Origin of the sequence: Streptomyces sp. TM32 (assembly GCF_004122755.1) — a bacterium.
In the GTDB taxonomy this organism is placed as follows: domain Bacteria; phylum Actinomycetota; class Actinomycetes; order Streptomycetales; family Streptomycetaceae; genus Streptomyces; species Streptomyces sioyaensis.
The window spans coordinates 1-24,249 of record NZ_SDIG01000049.1; the positions used below are offsets into that span (position 1 = coordinate 1).

23 protein-coding genes are annotated in these 24,249 nt (G+C 72.4%); 17 read left to right on the forward strand and 6 right to left on the reverse strand.

What is annotated here, in order from left to right; genetic code table 11:
- Positions 1-76 precede the first annotated feature (76 nt).
- Positions 77-1,678 carry an MFS transporter gene (locus EST92_RS14035; RefSeq protein WP_129281266.1) on the reverse strand — a complete coding sequence of 534 codons (1,602 nt, stop codon included), beginning with the start codon at positions 1,676-1,678 and terminating at the stop codon, positions 77-79.
- 115 nt (positions 1,679-1,793) lie between these two features.
- On the opposite strand from EST92_RS14035, the gene EST92_RS14040 reads away from it, so the two are divergent.
- The 8 genes from EST92_RS14040 (at position 1,794) to EST92_RS14075 (ending at position 11,053) form a co-directional block, all read left to right on the forward strand.
- A complete protein-coding gene (locus EST92_RS14040; RefSeq protein ID WP_129281267.1) occupies positions 1,794-2,459 on the forward strand; it encodes a TetR family transcriptional regulator in 666 nt (221 codons plus the stop codon).
- A 259-nt stretch (positions 2,460-2,718) separates the two neighbouring features.
- Positions 2,719-3,930 carry an alpha/beta hydrolase gene (locus tag EST92_RS14045; protein WP_129281268.1) on the forward strand — a complete coding sequence of 404 codons (1,212 nt, stop codon included), beginning with the start codon at positions 2,719-2,721 and terminating at the stop codon, positions 3,928-3,930.
- A gap of 207 nt (positions 3,931-4,137) precedes the next feature.
- Positions 4,138-5,019, forward strand: a complete 882-nt coding sequence (locus EST92_RS14050) for a DUF4429 domain-containing protein (RefSeq protein WP_129281269.1) — start codon at positions 4,138-4,140, stop codon at positions 5,017-5,019.
- Between the two features lie 258 nt (positions 5,020-5,277).
- Positions 5,278-6,036: a thioredoxin domain-containing protein gene (locus EST92_RS14055; RefSeq protein ID WP_254068807.1), complete on the forward strand. Its 759-nt coding sequence runs from the start codon at positions 5,278-5,280 to the stop codon at positions 6,034-6,036.
- 151 nt (positions 6,037-6,187) lie between these two features.
- The gene (locus tag EST92_RS14060) at positions 6,188-7,615 is read left to right on the forward strand and encodes a sensor histidine kinase (protein WP_129281270.1); all 1,428 of its coding nucleotides are present in this window, start codon (positions 6,188-6,190) and stop codon (positions 7,613-7,615) included.
- Complete coding sequence (locus EST92_RS14065; RefSeq protein WP_129281271.1) at positions 7,612-8,292, forward strand: response regulator transcription factor; 681 nt, start codon at positions 7,612-7,614, stop codon at positions 8,290-8,292. The genes EST92_RS14060 and EST92_RS14065 overlap by 4 nt, the downstream gene beginning before the upstream one ends.
- A 188-nt stretch (positions 8,293-8,480) precedes the next feature.
- On the forward strand, positions 8,481-9,647 hold the full coding sequence (locus EST92_RS14070) for an alpha/beta hydrolase (protein WP_129281272.1): 1,167 nt from the start codon (positions 8,481-8,483) through the stop codon (positions 9,645-9,647).
- A 167-nt stretch (positions 9,648-9,814) separates the two neighbouring features.
- The gene (locus EST92_RS14075; protein WP_129281273.1) at positions 9,815-11,053 is read left to right on the forward strand and encodes an acyltransferase family protein; all 1,239 of its coding nucleotides are present in this window, start codon (positions 9,815-9,817) and stop codon (positions 11,051-11,053) included.
- Between the two features lie 68 nt (positions 11,054-11,121).
- On the opposite strand, the gene EST92_RS14080 is transcribed toward EST92_RS14075, so the two are convergent.
- Both EST92_RS14080 and EST92_RS14085 read right to left on the reverse strand, forming a co-directional pair.
- Positions 11,122-12,138: an aldo/keto reductase gene (locus EST92_RS14080; RefSeq protein ID WP_129281274.1), complete on the reverse strand. Its 1,017-nt coding sequence runs from the start codon at positions 12,136-12,138 to the stop codon at positions 11,122-11,124.
- 7 nt (positions 12,139-12,145) lie between these two features.
- Positions 12,146-12,634, reverse strand: a complete 489-nt coding sequence (locus EST92_RS14085; RefSeq protein WP_129281275.1) for a MerR family transcriptional regulator — start codon at positions 12,632-12,634, stop codon at positions 12,146-12,148.
- A 183-nt stretch (positions 12,635-12,817) separates the two neighbouring features.
- Between EST92_RS14085 and EST92_RS14090 the strand changes: the two genes are divergently transcribed.
- Complete coding sequence (locus tag EST92_RS14090; protein ID WP_129281276.1) at positions 12,818-13,639, forward strand: serine hydrolase domain-containing protein; 822 nt, start codon at positions 12,818-12,820, stop codon at positions 13,637-13,639.
- 40 nt (positions 13,640-13,679) lie between these two features.
- On the opposite strand, the gene EST92_RS14095 is transcribed toward EST92_RS14090, so the two are convergent.
- Positions 13,680-14,351, reverse strand: coding sequence for a pirin family protein (locus EST92_RS14095; RefSeq protein ID WP_174244016.1), 672 nt, complete (start codon positions 14,349-14,351; stop codon positions 13,680-13,682).
- 57 nt (positions 14,352-14,408) lie between these two features.
- On the opposite strand from EST92_RS14095, the gene EST92_RS14100 reads away from it, so the two are divergent.
- From EST92_RS14100 to fabF, 5 genes are all read left to right on the forward strand, one after another.
- Positions 14,409-15,593, forward strand: coding sequence for a helix-turn-helix domain-containing protein (locus tag EST92_RS14100; RefSeq protein ID WP_129250041.1), 1,185 nt, complete (start codon positions 14,409-14,411; stop codon positions 15,591-15,593).
- Positions 15,594-15,682: 89 nt separating this feature from the next.
- Complete coding sequence (locus EST92_RS14105; protein ID WP_129281278.1) at positions 15,683-16,648, forward strand: ACP S-malonyltransferase; 966 nt, start codon at positions 15,683-15,685, stop codon at positions 16,646-16,648.
- 13 nt (positions 16,649-16,661) lie between these two features.
- Positions 16,662-17,708 (forward strand): ketoacyl-ACP synthase III, encoded by a 1,047-nt coding sequence (locus EST92_RS14110; RefSeq protein WP_129281279.1) that lies wholly within the window; start codon positions 16,662-16,664, stop codon positions 17,706-17,708.
- Positions 17,709-17,813: 105 nt separating this feature from the next.
- Entirely contained in the window at positions 17,814-18,062 is a 249-nt protein-coding gene (locus tag EST92_RS14115; protein ID WP_006605825.1) for an acyl carrier protein, read from the forward strand.
- A gap of 77 nt (positions 18,063-18,139) precedes the next feature.
- Positions 18,140-19,405 (forward strand): beta-ketoacyl-ACP synthase II, encoded by a 1,266-nt coding sequence (gene fabF / locus EST92_RS14120; protein ID WP_129281280.1) that lies wholly within the window; start codon positions 18,140-18,142, stop codon positions 19,403-19,405.
- Positions 19,406-19,505: 100 nt separating this feature from the next.
- Here the strand turns inward: fabF and EST92_RS14125 are convergent, their stop codons facing one another.
- Both EST92_RS14125 and EST92_RS14130 read right to left on the reverse strand, forming a co-directional pair.
- A complete protein-coding gene (locus EST92_RS14125) occupies positions 19,506-20,396 on the reverse strand; it encodes an NAD(P)-dependent oxidoreductase (RefSeq protein ID WP_129281281.1) in 891 nt (296 codons plus the stop codon).
- Between the two features lie 118 nt (positions 20,397-20,514).
- The gene (locus EST92_RS14130) at positions 20,515-21,009 is read right to left on the reverse strand and encodes a DUF3145 domain-containing protein (protein ID WP_093483003.1); all 495 of its coding nucleotides are present in this window, start codon (positions 21,007-21,009) and stop codon (positions 20,515-20,517) included.
- 321 nt (positions 21,010-21,330) lie between these two features.
- Between EST92_RS14130 and EST92_RS14135 the strand changes: the two genes are divergently transcribed.
- From EST92_RS14135 to EST92_RS14145, 3 genes are all read left to right on the forward strand, one after another.
- On the forward strand, positions 21,331-22,257 hold the full coding sequence (locus EST92_RS14135) for an SGNH/GDSL hydrolase family protein (protein ID WP_129281282.1): 927 nt from the start codon (positions 21,331-21,333) through the stop codon (positions 22,255-22,257).
- A gap of 66 nt (positions 22,258-22,323) precedes the next feature.
- Positions 22,324-23,370 carry an aldose epimerase family protein gene (locus tag EST92_RS14140; protein WP_129281283.1) on the forward strand — a complete coding sequence of 349 codons (1,047 nt, stop codon included), beginning with the start codon at positions 22,324-22,326 and terminating at the stop codon, positions 23,368-23,370.
- A gap of 143 nt (positions 23,371-23,513) precedes the next feature.
- Complete coding sequence (locus EST92_RS14145; RefSeq protein WP_129281284.1) at positions 23,514-24,215, forward strand: DUF4097 family beta strand repeat-containing protein; 702 nt, start codon at positions 23,514-23,516, stop codon at positions 24,213-24,215.
- Positions 24,216-24,249 lie beyond the last annotated feature (34 nt).

Consider the following 24,249-nt stretch of genomic DNA (forward strand, 5'->3'; position numbering starts at 1 on the left):
CGCGCCGGTGGGATGTGGTGCGGGTTCGCGAGGGCGAGGGCGCCAGGACCGTACGGCTCCCGGCCCCGGGCGCCGGTCAGATGTGGCCGACCCCGGCGCCCGCCTCGGCGTTCGCGCCGCGCTTGGTGAAGACGGCGACGAGGGCCGCGACGACCGACACGCCGCAGGCGACCGTGAAGGCCAGGCCCATGCCGGACACGAAGGTCTCGTGGGCGACGGAAGTGATCTTCTCGGCCAGCTGCGGCGGAGTGCCCTTGGGGACCGGCGCGATGCCGGCCGACACCGCGTCGGACAGCTGCGACGCCTTGGCGGGCGGGACCGGCGGGAGGCCCGCCGCCGCCCACTTGTCGGGGAGATCCTGGTCGACGCGGGAGGCCATCACCGCGCCGAGCACGGCCGTGCCGAGGCTGCCGCCGACCTGCATCGCGGCTTGCTGGAGACCGCCGGCGACACCGGAGAGCTCCAGCGGGGCGTTGCCGACGATGACCTCGGTGGCGCCGACCATGACGGGCGCGAGACCCAGGCCGAGCAGCGCGAACCAGAGGGACATCGGGCCGGTGCCGCTGTCGGCGTCCAGGCCGGACATGCCGTATGTGGCGACGGCGGTGAGGACCATGCCGCCGACCAGCGGCAGGCGCGGGCCGAGCTTGGTGATCAGGGCACCGGCGAGCGGCGAGCCGACGATCATCATGCCGGTGAGCGGCAGCAGGTGCAGTCCGCTGTCCACGGGGGTCATGCCGTGCACGTTCTGCAGGTAGAACGTCACGAAGAACAGGCCGCCCATGAAGGCGAAAGCCATCAGCACCATCAGGACCGTGCCCGCGGTCAACGGCACCGAGCGGAACATCCGCAGCGGGATGAGCGGTTCGCGGACCTTGGTCTCCAGGACGGCGAACAGGGCGAAGAGGACCACGGCACCGATCAGGAAACCCCAGGTCTTGGCGTCGCCCCAGCCCCAGTCCGAGGCCTTGATCAGCGGCCAGATCAGGCAGAACATCGCTCCGGAGAGCAGCACGATGCCCGGGAGGTCGAACGAGCGAGGGGCGTTCTCCGCGCGGTGGTCCTTGAGGATCACCAGGCCGAGCACCAGGGCCAGCACGCCGACCGGGACGTTGATGAAGAACACGGACTGCCAGCTGACGTGCTCGACCAGCAGTCCGCCGACTATCGGGCCGCCGGCGGTGGAGGCGCCGATGACCATGCCCCAGATGCCGATCGCCATATTGAGCTTCTCGGCCGGGAACGTGGCGCGCAGCAGGCCCAGCGCGGCCGGCATCAGCAGCGCGCCGAACAGGCCTTGCAATACACGGAAGATGATGACCAGCGCGACCTCGTGGGAGAACCCGATGGCACCGGAGGCGGCGGCGAAGCCGAGGATGCCGATGAGGAAGGTCTGGCGGTGGCCGAAGCGGTCACCGAGCTTGCCCGCCGTGATCAGCGCGACGGCCAGGGCGAGCATGTAGCCGTTGGTGATCCACTGCACGTCGGCGAGCGAGGCGCCGAGGTCCTGCTTGATGGCCGGGTTGGCGATGGCGACGATCGTGCCGTCCAGGGCGACCATCATGACGCCGATGGCGACGGAGAAGAGAGTCAGCCACGGATGGCCTCGCAGCCCCCTGGGGGGCTCCGGTACGGGAAGTTCCGGCGCGGCGTGGGCAACCGGGGTCTGAGAGCTCATACGACGAGGTTAATGACAGCCACTGACAGTTGACAAAGCAATTCATGAGTCGGTGACTGTCACCTCGCTCACAGGTAATCTGAACAGCGAGAACACCAGGGAAAGGCGGCGCAGGATGGCCACCCCGACGCCGCACTCGGCACCCGCAGGCGGCCTGCGGGAACGCAAGAAGCAGCGCACCCACGACGCCCTGATCCGGGCGGCGCTCGAACTGTTCACGGAGCAGGGGTACGAGGCGACGACCGTCGACGAGATCGCCGAGGCGGTGGACGTCTCGCAGCGGACGTTCTTCCGCTACTTCGCGAACAAGGAGGACGTCACGTTCGCGGTCCAGGAGATGGTCGAGGCCCGCTTCCTGGACGAACTGAGCGCCCGGCCCGCGGCGGAGGCCCCGCTGACCGCCCTGCGCAGCGCCGTGACGGTGGCCTGGGACGACATCGGCAGCGCCATCGAGTCGGTGATCCCGGTGGAGCTGTACATGCGCACGTACCAGATGATCGAGTCGACGCCCGCGCTGGTCGCCGCCCATCTCCGGCGTTCCGTCGAGCTGGAGGCGCAGCTGGCGCGGCTGATCGCCCGGCGTGAGCGGCTCGATGTGGACGTCGACCCGCGGCCGCGGGTGCTGGTGGCCGCGTTCAGTGGGGTGATGCGGGCCGCGGGCAAGGTCTGGAGCGAGGGCGAGGACTGGAGCGTGTCGTCGATCCGCGAGCTGACCATGTCCTACCTGGATCACATCGGGCCGGCGATCGAGGGCGACTGGCGGACGCGGGCCCAGTCGTAGCCCTAGTCGTCGTAGGCGTAGTCGTAGTCGTCGTCGCGGTGAGCCCGCTGCCGGCGGCGGGCGGAGCGCATCCCCACTCCCCGTAACGACCGCCCCGCGCTGCGCGATCGACCCTCGTGGCCCCCTGAGACCACCTCTGCACGACTGAGCACCGGAAACGGACCGCTCGTGTCCGGTTTGGTCGAAATACCCACTGTGAAACGTGAGATCACTCACGGCCACCGCAGGCATGCTTCCGCTTCTCCTAGGGTGGCTCGCGGTGACTTCCTTCCCGGGCCTCGGCCCCTCCTCCGGTTTTCTGCAGTCCACCGCCTGGCGCGCCTCACTCGCCCTGGTGGTGGTGTTCGTGATGCTTGCGATGACCGGCTGGACCGCCATCAGAGGTACCAAGGACGACGCCGACCCGCTGGCCACCGCCAAGGCCGCCTGGCAGCACGCCACCTTCCTCGGGCGCCCGCTGCCCGACCCCAACGGTCCGCCGAACGCGGTCCGGGCCTTCTTCGCGCCCCTCAGCCGCGCCGAGAGGCAGCAGCTCGCCACCCGCTATCCGCTGGTCGTCGGCAACATGGGCGGCGCCCCCGCACAGCTGCGCTACGACGCCAACCGGAAGGCCATCGACGACGCCCGCCGCGTCGAGAAACGCCGGATGAGCGACCCCCGGCTCACCCCCGTCGGCCGCCAGACAGCGGGCCAGCTGATGCACCGGCTCGAATCGCTGATGAGCCCCGGCCGGCAGATCCTGGCCTTCGACCCGGCCGACGGCGGACGGGCCGCCGAGGTCTTCGGGAACCTCACGAAGGCGGACCGGGTCTCGGTCGTGGTGCCCGGTGTGGACACCAACCTGTCGACCTTCGAGCGCACCGCACGGGCCACCACGGCCCCCGTCGGCATGGGCCGCGCCCTCTACGGCGCCGAGCGGGAGGCCCGCCCGGGCGCCCGTACGGCCGTGATCGCCTGGGCCGACTACACCTCGCCGTCGGGCGTCGGCGTCGAGGCCGCCACCGGGCAGCTGGCCGGGGCCGGCGCGGTGCGGCTGCGCGCCCTGGTGGACGCGCTGCCGTCGTCCGACTCTGTCTCGCTGTTCTGCCACAGCTACGGCTCCGTGGTGTGCGGCGTCGCGGCCCGCACCCTGCCGTCGAACGTCAAGGACATCGCGGTGGCCGGCAGTCCGGGCATGCGGGCCCAGAGCCTCGCCGGGCTGGGCACCCGCGCCCGGGTCTGGGCGATGCGGGACTCCGACGACTGGATCCAGGACGTGCCGAATCTGGAGGTCGGCGGGCTCGGCCACGGCGCGGACCCGGTCGATCCGTCCTTCGGCGCGCGGATCCTGTCGGCCGACGGCGCCGTCGGCCACGCCGGCTACTTCGAGCCCGGCACCCGCAGCCTGAAGAACTTCGCGCTGGTCGGCGTCGGTGACACCGGCACCGTCGACTGCGCCTCCGCCGACCCGCAGTGCGGTGCCACGGTCTGAGGGCCGCACCGCCGAACGACCAGCGGCCGCAGGTACGGCCCGGCGCCCGGGGACGGGCCGTACCTGCGGGAACCGCGCCCGGCACGGGTGACGTCCATGAGGCAGGGAAGGAGCGGGTGGCCGGAGTGACGCGCGTAGCTCCGGCGGGCCCCCTTGAGGTGTCCGGAAGGGGGACGGGCGGGCGACCGCCCGCATACGATGAGCCACATGGGTGATGTGCTGGCCGGTTTTCACGCCGTCTGGGAGTTCGACACCGACTCCGTACTCATCCGCTTCGAACGGGGGATCCGCAGGCCGAAGCTGTTCCAGGCGCTCGGCGAGCGACGCATTCCGTACGAGGCGCTGAGCGCTGTCGAGGTGACCGAGGGCAGACGCGGCACGGTAGTGCTGCACGCCGTGCCGCGGCACGGCGCCGATCCGTTGATGGAGGCGGCGAACGGGCAGCTCAAGGACGACTGCGATCCGTATCGGCTGGTGCTGCCGGCCGAGCGCCAGACCTTGGCCGAGTATTACGCCGACGAGCTGCGCACGGCGCTCGGCCCCGAGGCGAAGGAGCCCGCCGAGCGCCATCTGGTGGCCGCGCCGGAGCCCCCGCTGCACTTCAAGGCATACGACGGCAAGGCCTCCTTCGACGGGCGGGCGGTCGCCTTCCGCTGGTTCTGGACCGGTGCGTCCTCGGCGAAGTGGAAATGCGGCGACCAGACCTTCCCCGTCGGCGAGTTGGCCGGGATCGAGTGGCGGTCCCCGGAGATCCTCAACGGCTATCTGCGGCTCCTGGCGCGCGGCGCCCGGGACGGCGGGGCCGACGAGGCGGACCAGGATCCGGCCGCCGTGGTGTTCGGGCTGGGATACGGCCCCGTACACGAGTCGCTGCCGTTCGCGGCCTCGGTGCTGCAGGCCGTCCGCGCCGCCGATCCGGCGCAGGAGACGCCGGACGGCGAACCGGTGCGCCGCCGGACCGGGGACGCCCGCCGGGACCCGGCCGACATCGCGGACCGCATCCGGCACCTCGGCGAACTGCACGGCGCCGGCCTGCTGACCGACGACGAGTTCAGCACGAAGAAGGCCGAGCTGCTGGCGGAGCTCTAGCTGTTCCACCGCGGGGGGTGCGGACAGGTAAGGCAGGTCGCAGGGGCTGCGTGTGCCTCGCTCCGTCGGGTCCGTTGCACCTCCGCGCGCCCTTCCGGGCCGGCGCGAGAGCTGCTCCTGGCACTGTGGAACGGATGCCGAAGCAGTGCCCCATCGGCGCGATGGGTGCTGCTCACGACCCCGGCGGTGCGAACGGCGCCCCCAGCCGAGCACGTCGATCGACCTGAGGAAAGGGTCCACGTTTTGGCCTCTGCGGGGATGGACGGACAAGAAGGCAAGGCGACGCGAAAGGGCCCCGGCGCGCCACGGAGGAACTGGCGCCTTTACGGGGTCACCGCCGTGGGCCTCGCGGTGGTCTGCGGGGTGGCCGCGGCGGTCGGCCAAGTCGTACGCGCCAACGAGGCATCCGCGGTGGAGGCGCCGAAGTACGCGGTGGGGTCGGGCGGCGGCACGAAGCTCGATCTGCCGGTGCGACCGACCGTCCCGGTGACGCTCACGGTGTACGAGGACCCGCGCAGCCCGCAGTCCCGTGCGTTCGCCCAGCGGTACGCGACCACGTTCTCCCACCTCCTCGCGTCCGGCCAGCTCCAGATCAACTACCGCCTCGTCACACAGAGCGACAAGCAGTACGGCGGGAGCGGTGCGAAGGAAGCGGCCGCGGCGGCCGCCTGTGCCGAGGACCAGGGGCGGTTCCCCCAGTTCATGGACCAGGTGTGGCAGCACCAGCCGGCTCCCGCCAACGACGCGTTCAAGGACCGGAATCTCCTGATGGGCCTGGCGAAGAAGGCCGGGAAGATCAATCACGACGCGTTCACCCTGTGTGTCGACCGCGGCCAGCGAAACGGCTGGGTGGCGCAGTCACAGTCCGAGTTCGCCGCTGCGGGCCTGGGCGAGGCACCCGTCGTCCAGATCAACGGCCGCCCCCTTCCCGTCCGTCCCGCCCAACTGACGCCCGCCAAGCTGACCTCCCTGGTGCACGACGAAGCACAGCGGGTCGCCACTGCGGCGGCTCCTTGACCGACCGAGCGCCTCCAGGCCGCGTCGTCACGTTCGCGCCCACCGGGCGGACGACGGCCTTCCGGCGCTCGAACTCCTCCCTGGGTACTGCCCAGGTCCGGCCCCAGGGAGGAGGCCGCGGCCATCGCGGTCCGCTTGGATGGAGGGCGTCATGACCGGACACCCTCCCCCTTCTTCCGCGCCCGAGTCCGCCGACGGCCCCGCGCCCGAGCCCGCCCAGGGCCCCGCGCCCGAGCCGTTCCGGGGCCGGGCGCTGCGCGCCGTACGGCAGGCGCTGCGCCTGCTCGCCGTCGAGCTGGGCACCCCGACCGAGCCCGGCACCCCGCTGTTCGCCGCGGTCCAGAACCCCTGGCTGCGCCGGCTGCCGTACCTCCTCGCCTTCGGGTTCGCGGTGTCGCTGCTGCCCACGACCGTCACCGTCCTCGCCAACGACTACGGCATGGCCGGCGGACTGGCCGGCGCGCTGGCCACCGCACAGAGCGCGTCCCTGCTGCTCGCGGTCGCCCGGCCGCTGCAGGCCTGGTGGGTGATCTTCGCGGCGGACGTGGTCTGCGCCGTGGCGCTCACCGGGCTCGACGGCGTCGCGGGCCGTGCCTGGCCGTGGCCGCCCCCGGTGATCGTCGGCTATCTCGCGCTGATGCTGGCGCTGTCGCTGCGCGAGCGCCGCCGCACGCTGATCGCCGTCTGGCTGACGACCGGTGCGGCGGGCATCCTCTCCGAGGTTGCCGCCCCCGCGCACGTCCAGAACACCTGGGTGCTGCTGTTCGTGCTCTCCGGCGTGATGCTGCTGATGGGCGCCACCCTGCGCGAACGGGGCGACGCCCAGCGGAAGTTGATCGAGCAGGAGACCATCAGCGAGGCCGAGCGTGCCCGTCGGACCCTGCTGGAGGAACGCACCCGGATCGCCCGTGAGCTGCACGATGTCGTCGCCCACCACATGTCGGTGATCACGGTCCAGGCCGACAGCGCCCCGTACCGCATCAGCGGGATCCCGAAGGCGGCCGAGGACGAGTTCGGGGCGATCGCGGCGACCGCCCGCGAGTCGTTGGCCGAGATGCGCCGGCTGCTCGGGGTGCTGCGCAGCGAGGAGACGGAGCGGCAAGGCGGCCCGGAGAAGGCCCCGCAACCCGGGATCGGCATGCTGCCGAAGCTGGTCGAGGGGACCGTACGGGCCGGTGTGCCGGTCGAGTTGGCGCTGCCCGAGGAGACCGCGGAGCTCGAACCGGCGGTGGATCTGTCGGCGTACCGCATCGTCCAGGAGGCGCTGGCCAACGTCGTACGGCACGCGCCGGGCGCCCGGACCCGGGTGTCGCTGCGGACGACGGCGGACGGCACCCGGCTCACCGTCCTGGTCGTCAACTCCGCGCCGCCCGCGCCCGCCACGCCGTCCGCGCCCCTGGAGACCGGCGGCACCGGCCACGGCCTGGTCGGGATGCGGGAGCGGGTGCGGCTGGTGGACGGGTCGCTCGACACCGGGCCGCTGCCCGACGGCGGCTTCCGGGTCGCCGCCCAGCTTCCGCTCGCGCCGCCGGCCGCCCCGGCGTCGCCCCTCCCCACGAAGGATTCCGGTTCCCTGTGACCACGCGCGTGATCATCGTCGACGACCAGGCCATGGTGCGGGCGGGCTTCGCCGCGCTGCTCGCCGCGCAGAGCGACATCGATGTGGTGGGTGACGCGCCGGACGGGGTGCAGGGCGTGGCGCTGAGCCGCCGGGCGCACCCGGACGTCGTGCTGATGGACGTCCGGATGCCGGAGATGGACGGGCTGGAGGCGGCCCGTCAGCTGCTCGATCCGCCGGTCGGGGCCACCCACCGGCCGAAGGTGCTGATGCTGACCACCTTCGATGTCGACGACTACGTCTACGAGGCGCTGCGCGCGGGTGCGTCCGGGTTCCTGCTCAAGGACGCGCCGCCGGCCGATCTGATCTCCGCGGTCCGGGTGGTGGCGGCCGGTGAGGCGCTGCTCGCGCCGTCCGTGACCCGGCGGCTGATCGCCGATTTCGCCCGGCAGCGGCCGGCGCCCCGTACGGACCGCGCCGCGCTGCGGTTGAACGGTCTGACCCCGCGCGAGACGGAGGTCCTGGAGCTGATCGCCCGCGGGCTGTCGAACCAGGAGATCGCCGAGGCGCTGATCCTCGCGGAGCAGACCGTGAAGACCCATATCGGCCGGGTGCTCGCCAAGTTGGCGCTGCGCGACCGCGCACAGGCCGTGATCTTCGCGTACGAGTCGGGGCTGGTCGCGCCCGGGGAGCGGTAGCCGAGCGGTAGCCGGGGCCGGGCGCCCCCACGGCCCCGTCCCCGCCTCTTCCGCCCTCCTCCTTTCGGACGAGGAGCGGGCCGGACCCCCTACCCCGGTATCACCCGGGAGTTGGCCCCGCGGTGTGACGCCGCGTCATCCACCCCCTTCCTACGTTTCCCTCCGCCACCAACGGGAGGGAGACCCACATGTCCAGGTTGCGCAGCGCCGCCCGACGCAGCAGGCGCACGCTCGTCGGCGTCGCGCTCGCCGTGGTCATGGCCGCCGGCACCGGCGGCTGGGCGGCCGGCAGCGCACAGACCGCGGTCACCGGTCCGGCGCCCGGCGCGGCCGCCTGGCGGGCCGACCACTCGCTCGGCGTCCGGCTGCCGGACCCGGCGACCGCGACCCCCGCCGAGGTCGCCCGCTTCTTCGCCGCGCTGACCGACGGCCGGCGGCAGGAGCTGGTGGACCGGCATCCGCTCACCGTCGGCAATCTCGACGGTGCGCCCGTCGCGCTGCGGTACGAGGCCAACTCCCGTGCCCTGGCGGCGGAACGGGACCGCCGGCTGGCCCGCGCCGACGACCCGGCCGGCACCCTCCAGGACCACCGGCAGGACAGGGCCGTGGCCCGCCGCTACACCGCGCTGCTCGCACCCGGCCGCCGCATCCTCGCCTTCGACCCGCGCGGCCGGGGCCAAGTGGCCGAAGTACACGGCGACTTGGCCACCGCCGAGCACACCGCCGTGATCGTGCCGGGCTCGGACATCGATCTGATGTCCTTCGACCGGGCGACGGACCCGTACGGCACGCCGACCGGCATGGCCAGGTCGCTGCGCGCCCAGATGGCCGCCGATGCACCCGGGAGCCGTACCGCGGTCATCGCCTGGGCGGGGTACACCACACCGGTCGGGCTCGGCCCGGACGCCGCGACCGGGCGGCTCGCCGAGGCCGGGGCGCTGCGGCTGGCCCGCCTGCTGTCCGGGCTGGCCGCGGTCGGCGCCCGGCCCCCGGCGGTGCTGTGCCACAGCTACGGCTCGGTGGTCTGCGGGCTGGCCGTTCCGCGGCTGGGCGGTGGCGGCCTCGCCGACCTGATCGTCCTCGGCTCCCCCGGTATGCGCCGGGACAGCGTGGCGCAGCTGCGCACCTCGGCCCGGGTCTGGGCGGGGCGGGACGCCTCCGACTGGATCGGTGACCTCCCGCACGTCGAATTCCTGGGCCTGGGCCACGGCACCGACCCCACCGATCCCGCCTTCGGCGCCCGCCGGCTCCCCGCCGTGCGGGCCGTAGGGCACACCGGCTATCTCGCGCCCGGTACGGACTCCCTCCACAACGTCTCGGCCGTCGTGCTGGGCCGCTACGACGCGGTGCACTGACGCCGACCGCTGACCTCCGCCACCCGCCCTCCTGCCGCCTCCTGCCAACGAGCCCTGGACGCACCGCCGTTCATGACCGCACAAGCCCCGCACCCGCACCACGCACGCACCTGCCCCAAGGACTGAACGACCGACGATTCCGCGACGGAAGAACCCAAGGACGCCTCATGGACACCGCCTCTCTCGCCCCGCTCAGATCCGCCGCCCGGCGGACGGCCCGCAGGATCGAGGACCGTACGCCCGCGGACCGCGACCGTGCGATCGACGGTCTGCGCGCGCTGGCGTTGCTCGCCGTGCCCACCGGCCACTGGCTGCTGGGCGGCTTCACCCTGGACGCCCGCGGCGCACTGCACAACGCCAGTCCGCTGACCGCCTTCGGCCTGCTCGCGCCCGCCAGTTGGGTACTCCAGATGCTCGGCATCTTCTTCCTGGTCGGCGGCCATGCGTCGGTGCTCTCCTACCGGCGTGCCCGGGGCCGGGGCACGCCGGTGGGCAGCTGGCTGCGCGGCCGGCTCGTCCGGCTGGGCCGCCCGGTCGTCGGGGTGACCGCCGTATGGGCGGCGCTGTTGCTGCTCCTGTACGGGCTGGGGGTGCCGGAGGCGACGCTGCGGACCGGGGCGACGCTGGTGATCCAGCCGCTGTGGTTCGTCGCGGTGTACGCGGGGACCACCGCGCTGACGCCGTACTGCGTGCGCGCCGCGCGGCGGATGGGCGCCTGGGCGGCGGCGCCGCTGGTGGTGGCGGTGGCCGGGGTGGACTTCCTGCGCTACGGGCCGTTCGCCGACGCCATGCCCTCGTGGCTGAGCCTGCTCAACATCCTGCCCGGCTGGCTGTTCGCCTATCAGCTCGGGGTCTGCTGGGGCGAGCGGCGGCTCGGCCGGCGCGCCGCCGCGGCGCTGCTGCTCGGCGGTGCCGTGCTGTTCGCCGCGCTGCTGCTGTTCTTCCACTACCCGGCGAGCATGGTCGGCGTCCCCGGCCAGGACCGTACGAACTCCCACCCGCCGTCGCTGCTGGTCCTGGCGCTGGCCGCGGCCCAGTCCGGTGCCGCGATCCTGCTGCGGGACCGGCTCGCCCGGCTCCTGCGCCGGCCCGCCCTGTGGGCGCCGGTCGTGGTCGTCAACCTCTCCGCGATGACGATCCTGTGCTGGCACCAGACGGCGATGCTGACGGCGGCGGTGCCCGCGTCGTTCCTGGGGCCGGTGCCCGGGCTGACCGTGGCGCCCGACACCGTCGGCTGGCTGCTCGCCCGGCTCGCCTGGCTGCCGGTCTTCGCCGCCGTACTGTTCCTGATCGCCCGCACCACCCGCCGCTTCGAGGCTCCCTGGACGGGTGTCACCCGGGCCCGCCGCACCGCGGCGGCGCTGCTGGCCGCCGGGTTCGCGGTCTTCGCGCTGGGGCTCGCCTAACGCGTAACTCCCCGCCGTGGTACGGGTTCCGCGGGGGCCGGCGAGCCGCTCCGGCCCCCGCGGAACGCCTACTCCCGCCCGGCCGAGGTGTGCGACATGTCCGCGTACCGCGCCCCCGCGACCTTGCCGGCGATCGGCTCCAGCAGCGCCAGATCCTGCGCGGTCAGCCGGATCCCGGTCGCCGCGGCGTTCTCCTCGATGCGGCTGCGCTTACGGGTGCCGGGGATCGGTACGACGGCCAGACCGCGCACTGCTGCCTGGTGCTGCACCCAGGCCAGGGCGATCTGGCCGGGCGTGGCGCCGTGCGCCTCGGCGATGCTGCGGACCGGCTCCAGCAGCGCGGCGTTGGCGGCCGCGTTGTCGCCGGTGAAGCGGGGCTGGGTGCGGCGGAAGTCGTCCGCGGTCAGCTCCTTGTCGGCGCTGACGAACGCGCCGGTGAGGAAGCCCCGGCCGAGCGGGGAGTACGGGACGACGCCGACGCCGAGCTCGGCGGCGGTCGCCACCACGCTCCGCTCGATGTCCCGGCTGAACAGCGACCACTCGGACTGCAGCGCCGCGATCGGGTGCACGGCCTGCGCCGCGCGCAGCTCGGGGCCGGTCACCTCGCTCAGCCCCAGGTGCTTGACCTTGCCCTCGGCCACCAACTCGGCCATGGCACCGACCGACTCCTCGATCGGGACGTCGGGGTTGCGCCGGTGCATGTAGTACAGATCGATCTCGTCAATTCCCAGGCGCCGCAGGCTGCCCTCGACCGACTGGCGGATGTAGGCCGGGTCGTTGCGGATGATCCGCTTCGTCGGGTCCTCGGGGTCGGCGGTTATCGCGAACTTGGTGGCGAGCACGACCTCGTCGCGGTGCGCCCGGAGGAACGGGGCGAGGAACTTCTCGTTCTCCCCCACCCCGTACATGTCGGCGGTGTCGTAGAGCGTGACGCCCAGCTCCAGCGCCCGCTCCAGCGTGGCCCGCGCCTCGTCGGCGTCCGTCGGACCGTAGGCGAAGCTCATGCCCATACAGCCCAGGCCCTGAACCCCGACCCGCGGGCCGCCGGTGCCCAGCTCGACCGTTTCGATCTTCTTGCTGCTCATACGGACCTCAGTACCTCTCGGACGCCCGCCGGGCGTCGGCATAGATTTCGATCTTGTAGTCGAGTACGTCCAGCGTGCTGTGCAGCTCGGCGATCCGTTGGCGCACGTCCTCGCGGTGCGCGGTCAGCAGCCGCTCCCGCTCGGCGAAGGTGCCGCTGCCGGCCCGCACCAGTTCGGCGTAACGGACCATGTCCGCCACCGGCATACCGGTCAGCCGCAGCCTGGCCACCAGGTTCAGCCAGTCCAGGTCGCGGTTGCTGAAGCGCCGCTGCCCGGTGTGGGTGCGGTCCACGTGCGGCATCAGGCCGATCCGCTCGTACCAGCGCAGGGTGTGTGCGGTCAGACCGGTGTGCGCCGCCACCTCGCTGATCGTGTACCGGTCGTGGCCGGTGGGCCGTGGGTGCGGGGGCGTGGTGCCGCAGCCGCGCTCCGTCGCGGGCCGCAGGCCGGCCGTGGCCGCCCCGCTCGTGGCCGTTTCGCCCTGCATGACCGTCATGCCCCGTCTCCCCTGATCGCCGGATGTCTCCCGGCGTTTTCGCCGGGCGCCTCTCGACGTCTCCAACGCTAGAGAGTTCGAGCGCACTCCAAGCAAGCGCGATCTTGACCGGGATTTGGGACGGCGCGGGCCGGTTCGGTGGCGGACGACGGGCGTTTGCCGCCACCCCCTAGGCTCGTGGGCATGCAGAGCCTGCGGATGATCGAGAACTGGCCGGTGCCCACCGCCGCTGCCGCCGTCGTACGAGCCGACGGCTCGGTGGCCGGAGCGTACGGCCCCCTGGAGCGGCGTTTCCCGCTGGCGTCCGTGACCAAGCCACTGGCCGCGTACGCCGCGCTGCTGGCCGTCGAGGAGGGCGCGGTCGAGCTGGACGAGCCGGCCGGACCCCCGGGATCCACGGTGCGTCATCTCCTCGCCCACACCTCGGGGCTGGCCTTCGACGAGCCGCGCACGATGGCCGAGCCGGGTACCCGCAGGCTCTACTCCAACGCCGGCTTCGAGGCCCTGGGCGATCACCTCGCCAAGGCGACCGACATCCCCTTCCCGCAGTATCTGCACGAGGCGGTGCTCGCACCGCTCGGCATGACCTCGACGGACCTGCCCGGCTCGCCCGCCAAGGACGCCGTCTCCACGGTCGCCGACCTGATCCACTTCGCCGCCGAGCTACAGGCACCGCGGCTGCTCGCCCGGGAGACGCTCACGGCGGCGACCCAGGTGGCCTTCCCCGGTCTGCCGGGTGTGCTGCCGGGCTTCGGCCACCACAGGCCCAACGACTGGGGTCTGGGCTTCGAGATCCGCGACGGCAAGTCGCCGCACTGGACGGGCGCCACGTCCTCCTCGCGCACGTTCGGGCACTTCGGGCAGTCCGGGACGTTCCTGTGGGTGGACCCCGACACCCGCGCCGCCTGCATCGCGCTGACCGACCGAGCCTTCGGGCCCTGGGCGATGGAGGCCTGGCCGCAGCTGACCGACGCGGTGCTGGCCGAGCTGGCGCGGCCGGCCTGACGTGCGCACGGGCCCGGACGCCACCGGGCCCGCCGCGGTCTCACACGTACTCCGGCTCCGCCCCCATCTCCCACACCAGGCACTCCGCGGCCGCCAGCCCCTGCAGCTCCAGCCCCACACCGTCGGTGATCCGCGCCGCGTCACCGGCCGTCAGGTGCTCCGCGCCGAGCCGTACGGCGCCGCGCACCACATGCACATAGGCCCGTGCGGCATCCGGGACCGCGGTGCGCTCACCGTCGGCGAGGCGGCGCAGGTGCAGCAGCGCACCGGCCTGCGGCACCGCGTACGGGGTGCCGTCGGCGATGCCGCGCACCACCTCGTACGCGGGCTCGCCGCCGAATGCGAGCGGCGCCAGCCACATCTGGACGAAGCACAACGGCCCGGCGCCGTCGTTGCGCTCCACATGCCGCACGCCGCCGGCCGAGCTGAGCCGCTGGAGATCGCCCGGGCGTACCGTGGTCTCGTGGCCGGCCGAGTCACGGTGGGTCAGCTCACCTTCCACCACCCAGGTCACGATCTCCGTGTCGCGGTGCGGGTGCTCGTCGAAGCCGGCGCCCGCGGCCAGCCGCTCCTCGTTACAGGCGATCAGTGCCCCGAAGCGCAGATTGTCCGGGTCGAAATGGGGGCCGAAGGAGAACGCGTGCCGTGACTCGGTCCCCGCCTCCGGCTCGCCGCCGCGGTAGCGTTCCTCGGCCCTACGCACCTGAATCATGGGCCCACCGTAGCCCCGCCCCCGCACCTCTCCGCCCCGATAGTGCAGGCTTGTCCCGTGTCTGAACCCGCATCGCGCGACGCGCACCCGCACTCGGCGACCCTTAGGCGTCTGGAGAATTCGTCCGGCAAACTGGCGGCCGCCGCCATCGCCCGCATGGACGCCACCCTGCCGTGGTACCGCGCGATGCCCCCGGAGAACCGCTCCTGGATCGGCCTGGTGGCCCAGGCCGGTATCGCCGCGTTCACCGAATGGTTCCGGCATCCGGAGACCCCGCAGGCGATCAGCACCGACGTCTTCGGCACCGCGCCGCGCGAGCTGACCCGGGCGATCACGCTGCGGCAGACCGTGGAGATGGTCCGCACCACCATCGAGGTCATGGAGTCCGCGATCGACGAGGTCGCGGCGCCGGGCGATGAGTCCGTACTGCGCGAGGCGCTGCTGGTCTACGCCCGGGAGATCGCCTTCGCCACCGCCCAGGTCTACGCCCAGGCCGCCGAGGCCCGCGGCGCCTGGGACGCCCGGCTGGAGTCGCTGGTGGTCAACGCGGTGCTGTCGGGCGAGGCCGACGAGGGCGCCGTCTCGCGCGCGGCGGCGCTGGGCTGGAACTCCCCCGAGCACGTGTGTGTGGTGCTGGGCACCGCCCCGGACGGGGACAGCGAACTGACCGTGGAGGCGATCCGGCGGGCCGCGCGGCACGCCAAGCTCCAGGTGCTGACCGGGGTCCTGGGCTCCCGTCTGGTAGTGATCGCGGGCGGCTCGGACAATCCGCTGAAGGCCGCGAAGGCACTGATCGGTCCGTATGCCACCGGCCCCGTGGTGGCCGGTCCGGTGGTCTCCGATCTGCTGGCCGCAACCCGCTCGGCCCAGGCCGCGGCGGCCGGTTTGCGGGCGTGTGCCGCCTGGCCGGACGCCCCGCGGCCGGTGCTCGCGGACGATCTGCTGCCGGAGCGCGCGATGGCCTCGGACCCGGTGGCGCGCGAGCAGCTGGTGGAGGAGATCTACAGACCGCTGGAGGAAGCGGGGTCGGCGCTGCTGGAGACGCTGAGCGTCTATCTGGAGCAGGCGAGCAGTCTGGAGGGCGCGGCCCGGATGCTCTTCGTGCACCCCAACACCGTGCGGTATCGGCTTCGACGTGTGACCGACGTCACCGGCTGGTCACCCTCCGATGTGCGGTCGGCGTTCACCCTCCGTATCGCGCTGATTCTGGGGCGCCTGGCTGACGGTGAGGCGCAACCCTAGACTTTTGTCGGACACCAACAATTACCCCGATGGTTCTTGGTCCCTGTCCCCACGGGCGGGCGGAACCACCCACAAGAGAGAGTGTGAGGGTGCTCGTACTCGTCGCTCCCGGCCAAGGCGCTCAGACGCCCGGCTTCCTGACCCCCTGGCTCGACCTCCCCGGTGTCGAGGACCGGCTCCGTGCCTGGTCGGACGCCATCGACCTGGACCTGGTCCACTACGGCACGAAGGCGGACGAGGAGGAGATCCGCGACACCGCGGTGGCGCAGCCGCTGCTGGTGGCCTCCGCCCTGCTCTCCGCCCGGCAGCTCTTCGCGACGGCCGACGCCGTCACCACGCAGGTCGGCGCGGTGGCCGGCCACAGCGTCGGTGAACTGGCCGCCGCCGCGCTGGCGAACGCCATCTCCGACGAGGCCGCGATGACGCTGGTGCGCCGCCGCGGCCAGGCGATGGCCGAGGCCGCCGCCGTCACCGAGACCGGCATGGCCGCGCTGCTCGGCGGCGACGAGGCCGTCGTCCTCCCGCATCTGGAGCAGCTGGGCCTGACCCCGGCCAACGTGAACGGCGCGGGCCAGATCGTGGCCGCGGGCACCGCCGAGCAGATCGCCGCGCTGGTCGAGAACAAGCCGGAGGGCACTCGCCGGGTCGTACCGCTGAAGGTGGCCGGCGCGTTCCATACTCACCACATGGCACCTGCCGTCTCGGCCCTGGAAACCGCGACCGCCCAGCTGGCGGTCGCCGATCCGCAGACCCGTTACGTCTCCAACAAGGACGGGCAGCCGGTCTCCTCCGGCCAGGAGCTGGTGCGACGGCTGGTGGGCCAGGTGGCCAACCCCGTGCGCTGGGACCAGTGCATGGAGACCTTCAAGGAGCTCGGCGTGACCGCGCTCATCGAAGCGGCTCCCGGTGGCACCCTCACCGGCCTGGCCAAGCGCGCACTGCCCGGCGTGCGGACCCTCGCTCTCAAGACGCCCGACGACCTCGACGCGGCCCGCACGCTGATCGCCGAAACGACGTCAGCCGCAGCCGCGGCGGGCTCCGCACCGGCCGAATAGGAGTCCGAAGCGCATGACCTCGAAGATCAAGCCCTCACAGGGCACCCCGTACGCGCGGATCATGGGTGTGGGCGGCTACCGCCCGACCCGTGTCGTGCCCAACGAGGAGATCCTCAAGCACATCGAGTCGTCCGACGAGTGGATCCGCTCGCGGTCCGGTATCGCGACCCGCCACTGGGCGGGCCCCGAGGAGACCGTGGCGCAGATGTCGGTCGAGGCGTCCGGCAAGGCCATCGCCGACGCCGGCATCACGCCCGAGCAGATCGGCGCCGTGATCGTCTCCACGGTCTCGCACTTCAAGCAGACCCCGGCGATCGCGACCGAGATCGCGCACCGCATCGGTGCCGGCAAGCCGGCCGCGTTCGACATCTCGGCGGGCTGTGCGGGCTTCGGCTACGGACTGACCCTGGCCAAGGGCCTGGTGACCGAGGGCTCGGCGGAGTACGTCCTGGTCATCGGCGTCGAGCGGCTCTCGGACCTGACCGATCTGGAGGACCGTGCGACGGCCTTCCTCTTCGGCGACGGCGCCGGCGCGGTGATCGTCGGCCCGGCCAAGGAGCCGGCGATCGGCCCGACGGTCTGGGGCTCGGAGGGCGACAAGGCCGAGACCATCAAGCAGACGCTCGGCTGGGACGTCTACCGCACCACCCCGGTCCCCGGAGGGGACGCCCCCGAGGGCCGCCCGGCCCCGGAGGAGATCCGCTACCCCGCCATCACCCAGGAGGGCCAGGCGGTCTTCCGCTGGGCGGTGTTCGAGATGGCGAAGGTCGCCCAGCAGGCGCTGGACGCGGCCGGAGTCAGCCCGGACGACTTGGACGTCTTCATTCCGCACCAGGCCAACATGCGGATCATCGACTCGATGGTGAAGACTCTGAAGCTGCCGGAGAGCGTCACGGTCGCCCGCGACGTGGAGACCACCGGCAACACCTCGGCCGCCTCCATCCCGCTCGCCATGGAGCGGCTGCTGGCGACCGGTCAGGCCAAGAGCGGCGACACCGCGCTGGTCATCGGCTTCGGGGCGGGTCTCGTCTACGCCGCTACGGTCGTTACCCTCCCCTAGGCAAGATCTGCGCAACGCCGGATGTCCTCGGATGTACCGGCCGCCGCTCGGATCTTCACCGCAAGTAACGCAGTTTCCCCATAAAATGACCGAAGGAGCGCCATCATGGCCGCCACTCAGGAAGAGATCGTTGCCGGTCTCGCCGAGATCGTGAACGAGATCGCCGGGATCCCCACCGAGGACGTCCAGGTGGACAAGTCCTTCACCGACGACCTGGACGTCGACTCGCTGTCCATGGTCGAGGTCGTCGTCGCCGCCGAAGAGCGCTTCGACGTGAAGATCCCGGACGACGACGTCAAGAACCTCAAGACGGTCGGCGACGCGACCGACTACATCCTCAAGCACCAGAGCTGATCGAGCTCCCGCGCATGTCGCCACCCCGCGGTGGCGCCGTCGATTCAGACCCCTCTACCCGTGGAGTAAGAATTCCCGTGAACGCGACCAATCGCACCGTGGTCGTCACCGGTATCGGCGCAACCACACCGCTGGGTGGCGACAGCGCTTCGACCTGGGAGGCCCTGCTCGCCGGACGCTCCGGCATCAGCACCCTCGAACAGGACTGGGCCACCGACCTGCCGGTTCGTATCGCCGGCCAGATCGCCGTTGAACCGTCCGAGATCATTCCGCGTCCGCAGGCCCGGAAGCTGGACCGCTCGGCGCAGTTTGCGCTGATCGCGGCCCAGGAGGCCTGGAAGGACGCGGGCTTCACCGCCAAGGCGGGCGAGGACACGTCGATCAACCCCGACCGTCTGGGCGCCGTCATCGCCTCCGGCATCGGCGGTGTGACGACCCTGCTCGACCAGTACGACGTGCTCAAGGAGAAGGGCGTACGCCGCGTCTCCCCGCACACCGTGCCGATGCTGATGCCGAACTCGCCGTCCGCGAACGTCGGCATCGAGTTCAACGCCCGCGCCGGTGTGCACACGCCGGTCTCGGCGTGCGCGTCGGGCGCCGAGGCCATCGGCTACGCGATCGAGATGATCCGCTCCGGCCGCGCCGACGTCGTCGTCGCGGGTGGCACGGAGGCCGCCATCCACCCGCTGCCGATCGTGGCCTTCGGCAACATGATGGCGATGTCCAAGAACAACGACGACCCGCAGGGCGCCTCGCGTCCCTGGGACGTCGACCGCAACGGCTTCGTGCTCGGCGAGGGCGCCGGCGTGGTCATCCTGGAGTCCGAGGAACACGCCAAGGCCCGCGGCGCGCGCGTCTACGCGGAGGCCGTCGGCCAGGGCATCTCGGCCGACGCGCACCACATCACGCAGCCCGAGCCGTCCGGCAACGGCATCGCGGCGGCGCTGCAGAACCTCCTCGACAACACCGACCTCCAGCCCGCCGAGATCGTGCACGTGAACGCGCACGCGACCTCGACGCCGGCCGGTGACGTCGGCGAGCTCCGGGCGCTGCGCAAGGCGTTCGGTGACGACGTCGACCACATGGCCATCACCAGCACGAAGTCGATGACCGGCCACCTCCTGGGCGGCGCGGGCGGCATCGAGACGGTGGCCACGGTCCTCGCGCTCAAGAACCGCATCGCCCCGCCGACGATCAACATCGACCAGCTCGACCCGGAGGCCGACGCGGACATCGTCCGCGGCGAGCCCCGCAAGCTGCCGGCCGAGGGCCGGATCGCGGCCCTGAACGACTCGTTCGGCTTCGGCGGCCACAACGTGGTCCTGGCCTTCCGCTCGATCTGAGGCACCCTCAGCACCCGTAACGGGCCCGCCCGGTGACATGTCACCGGGCGGGCCCGCTGCCGTCTCAGCCCTCTTAGCAGTCTCAGCCGTCTCGGTCGTCTCAGTCGTCGAATCCGGCGTAGTACGCCGCCGACGCGTCCTTGTCGCCGTGGCCCTGCCGCTCGGCGCGGCGGAACCGCTCCGCGGCCCCCGCGAGCAGATCCACGTGGACGCCGGCGTCCTGCGCGGCCTCGGTGATCAGCCGGGCGTCCTTGCGGGCGGCGGACACGGTGAAGCTCGCGGGGTAGTTCTCGGTCAGGATCAGCTCGGATTTCAGCCGGAGATACGGCAGGTCGAGCGCCCCGCCGGCGATCGCCGCGAGGAAGTCGCGCGGGTCCACCCCGAGCCCCTTCGCGAGGGCGAGAGTCTCACCCGTACCGCTGATGACCGTCAGCACCCAGGTGTTGACGACGAGCTTGAGACGGCTGGCGGCGCCGTCGGCGGCGTCCTCGCCGACCCACTGGGTACGGCTCCCGACGACGCCGAAGATGCCCTCGGCGCGCTCCCGTACGTCCTGCGGACCGGCCGCCAGGATCGTCAATTCCCCCTTCTCCGCGGGGCCCTTGGTGCCCAGCACGGGGGCGTCCACGAAACGCAGCCCGTGTGCACCGGCGAACCGGGCGAGCGGGGCGAGGCCTTCGGGCCCCACCGTGCTCATCTGGAGCCACAGGGCGCCGGGCGGCAGGGCCGGGGCGGCCTGGTGCAGTGCGTCGAGGACAGCGGGCCCGTCGAGCAGCATCGTGAGGACCACGTCGGCGCCGTCCACCGCCTCGGCGGGCGTGCCGGTGACCCGGACCCCGTCGGCGGCCAGCGGCTCGGCCCTGGCGCGGGTGCGGTTCCAGGCGCGGACGTCCAGACCGGCCCCGGCGAGGTTGCGGGCCATCGCCGCGCCCATGATGCCGGTGCCGAGCACCGCGACGGAGAGGGTGTCGGAAGCGTTGTTGTCGGCCATGACGGCACGCTAGGACGTAGAGCGCACTCCAAGGCAACCGTGGTCGCGTGTCGGGTGCAGCCGGGCGGCGCGCCAGGGGGACCGGCCCCGATTGAGGGAACGATCCGGCGGGCGCGTCCTAGACGACCTGGTGCAGCCAGCGGACCGGGGCGCCCTCGCCCGCGTACCGGAACGGCTCCAGTTCGTCGTCCCAGGGCTTGCCGAGGAGCTTGTCGACCTCGGCGGCCAGCTCCGTCTCGCCGCGCGCCGAGCGGGCGACCGCGGCACGCAGCCGGTCCTCGGGGATGAGGATGTCGCCGTGGATGCCCGTGACGGCATGGAAGATGCCCAGGTCGGGGGTGGAGCTGTAGCGCTCGCCCTCGGCGGTGGCGCAGGGTTCCGCGGTCACCTCGAAGCGCAGCAGATGCCAGCCGCGCAGCGCGGAGGCCAGCTTGGAGGCCGTACCGGCCTCGCCCTGCCACGAGAACTCGGCTCTCCACGTGCCCGGGGACGCCGGCTGGCGGATCCAGTCGAGATTGACGCGCACGCCGAGGACGCCCGCCACGGCCCATTCGACATGCGGGCACAGCGCGCGCGGTGCGGAGTGGACGTACAGAACTCCACGGGTCGTCACCGGGACCTCCAGTGCGGTTCGAGGTTCGCCTTCCCCAGCGGCCTCGTGCCCGTTCCGGTTGCGGCCGGGACAGTGGTCATTCTGCCCCAGTGATCACTTCGGCACCAGCGTGCTGGTGACCTACAGTAAACACCATTAGGCGGAATTTGCCGCAAAAGGGACAGGAAATGACGTGATGTAATTTGTCTGTGCCGACTGCACTTGCCACTTTGGGTCACCGCCCGGAAGGCACGGGGCAAAGCTACCGCGCGGCTCCGGTCGGGTGGTGACGTACCGTCGGTACCCGAAGAGATATCACTCGCACGCCGGAGGGGACAGGGGATGACGCAGATCAATCGGCCCTTTCGCCCCCTCAGTCGGCCCTTCCGGGCCCGCCGTCACCGCTTCCGACGGTACCCCTCACGCACCGTCGCCGCCGCGTCCGCTCTCCTGATCGCGCTCACCGGCTGTAGCGACGACTCCGCGACACACTCCGGCGCGTCGGGCAAGCGGCACGGCCCGCCCGCGCCCGTCTGGCGCACCGACCCCGGCTCGATCGCGGCGCTCGGCGACTCGATCACCGCCGGCTTCGACGCCTGTACGGTGCTCGCCGACTGCCCCCGGGTCTCCTGGGCCACCGGCACCGACCCCGCGGTCGACAGCCTCGCCCGACGGCTGGTCGAACAGCCCGCCGGCCACAGCTGGAACTTCGCCCGGACCGGTGCGCTGATGAGCGACCTGCCGGAACAGGTCGCCTCGGCCACCCGCCGCAGACCCGAGCTGGTCACGGTCCTGATCGGCGCCAATGACGCCTGCCGGAACGACGTGGCGGCGATGACGCCGCAGGCTTCCTTCCGGGCCGACTTCGCGCGGTCCATGAGGCAGCTGCGGCGCGCCCTGCCGCACACCCAGGTGTATGTCGCGGCGGTGCCGGACCTGCTGCGGCTGTGGTCCGAGGGGCGCAAGAACCCGCTGGGCAAGCAGGTGTGGAAGCTGGGCCTGTGCGGGTCGATGCTGCGCGATCCGGACGATCTGACGCAGGCGGCCCAGGACCGGCGGGCGAGCGTGCAGGACCGGGTGCGGGCGTACAACTCGGCGCTGGCGGAGGTCTGCGGCAAGGATCCGCTGTGCCGGTTCGACCGGTCGGTCTTCGACTACCGCTTCACCGGGCGGGAGTTGAGCACCTGGGACTGGTTCCACCCCGGCCCCCGCGGCCAGAAGGAGCTGGCGGAGCTGGCGTTCAAGGTGGTCACCCGGTCGGGGCGGTAGCGCCCGCACCCGGGATCCGGGCGCCCGCGGGGATCGGCAGCCGCCCGGCGGCATAGGCTCGACGGCATGAAGACGCAGGTCAGCAGGGAAGCGTTCGGCGTGCTGGACGACGGCACACCCGTCGAGCGCTGGACCCTGGAGTCGGGTCGAGGCGGGCTGCGGGTCCGCGTCCTGACGTACGGCGGGATCGTCCAGACCCTGGAGGCCCCGGACCGGGACGGGACACGGGGGCAGCTGGCGCTGGGCTTCGCGGATCTGGCCTCGTACGTCGCGCACGGCGGGTCGTACTTCGGCGCGCTGGTCGGACGGTACGCGAACCGGATCGCCGGGGCGTCCTTCCCGCTCGACGGCCGGACGCACCGGCTGACGGCGAACGACGGGCGGCACAGCCTGCACGGCGGGGCGCGCAACTTCTCGCGGGTGGTGTGGAGCGCCCGGGAGACCGACGGCGGCGTGGAGCTGCACCGGGTCAGCCCGGACGGCGAGGAGGGCTTTCCCGGCGCCCTGGACGTGCGGGTGACCTACACCCTCTCCCCCGACGGGGCGCTGCACGTCGTCTCGCGCGCCCGGACCGACGCCCCGACCGTCGTCAACCTCACCAACCACACCTATCTCCACCTGGGCGGGGCCGGCAGCGGCTCCGCCTGCGGCCATGAGCTGCGGCTGGCGGCGTCCCGGTACACGCCCGTCGACGCCACCGGCATTCCGCTGCCCGGCGCGCCCGCCGACGTCGCCGGGACCCGCTTCGACTTCCGGACGGCGCGGGCGGTGGGCGGCGGCTACGACCACAACTTCGTGCTCGACGGCGGGGTCGCACCGGCTCCGCGCCCGGTCGCGGAGCTCCACGACCCACGGTCGGGCCGGGTGCTGGAGTTGTCCACCACCGAGCCCGGTCTCCAGCTCTACACCGCGGACCACCTCGACGGATCCCTGAGAGGCAGCTCGGGCGTCCCCTACGGCCCAGGGGCCGGACTCGCCCTGGAAACCCAGCACTTCCCGGACTCCCCCAACCGGCCGGACTTCCCGGGTACGGTGCTGCGGCCCGGCGAGCACTACTGCTCGCAGACCGTGTACCGCTTCTCGGTGCGGCCACGGGCTGCGGGAACCCCTTAGGGGCGTAGCGGGCGTAGGTCATCCTGTGCGGGGACGCGGCGGGGCGGCGGTGACGGAACGATGAGCAGTGACCGGCTTTCCTGTCCTGTCCGGTCCGGTCCGCTCCGTGCCGTTCCATTGCCTGCCCAGGGAGAACCATCACCATGGCCCGCCTTCGCGCTCCTCATCTGCTCCTGTCCGGTGCGGCGTTGGCCGTGCTGGTGGTGGCGGGCTGCTCGCTGCCGGACTACGGCCCGACGAAGACGGCGCAGCGCACGTACTCCGTCCCGGGCACGGTCGGCGCGCTGTCGGCGGCCACGCACGGCGGGAACATCGAGATCGTGCCGGTCGACGCCGGCGGCTCGGTCCGGGTGACGGAGAAGTACCGCTACAACGACCGCAAGCCGCACCCCGCCCACACGGTCAAGGACGGCCGGCTGACGCTGAAGGCCGCGGAGTGCGGCATGGGGCGCCGGTGCGAGGTCGCATACCGGGTGCTGCTGCCGCGCACCGCCTCGGTCGAGCTGCACACCAGCGGCGGGGACATCACCGTCCGGGGGACCCGGGGCCGGATCGTCGCGGAGACCAGCGGCGGCGACGTCACCGTCACGGACTCCGCGGCCCGCAGCGTGCGGGCGAGGACCAGCGGCGGCGATGTGGACCTCGCACTGGCCGCGGCGCCCGACGAGGTGTCCGCCCGGACCAGCGGAGGCGATGTCACCATCCGCCTCCCGAAGGGTGCCTATGCGGTCGACGCCGCCACCAGCGGCGGGGACCGCAAGGTCTCCGTCCCGACGGACGGGCGCTCCGCGCACAAGGTGACGGCGCGGACGAGCGGCGGTGATGTGTCGGTGGTGACCTCATGAGGGGCCGGCGGGGGCACCGCCGGCTCACGGTGCC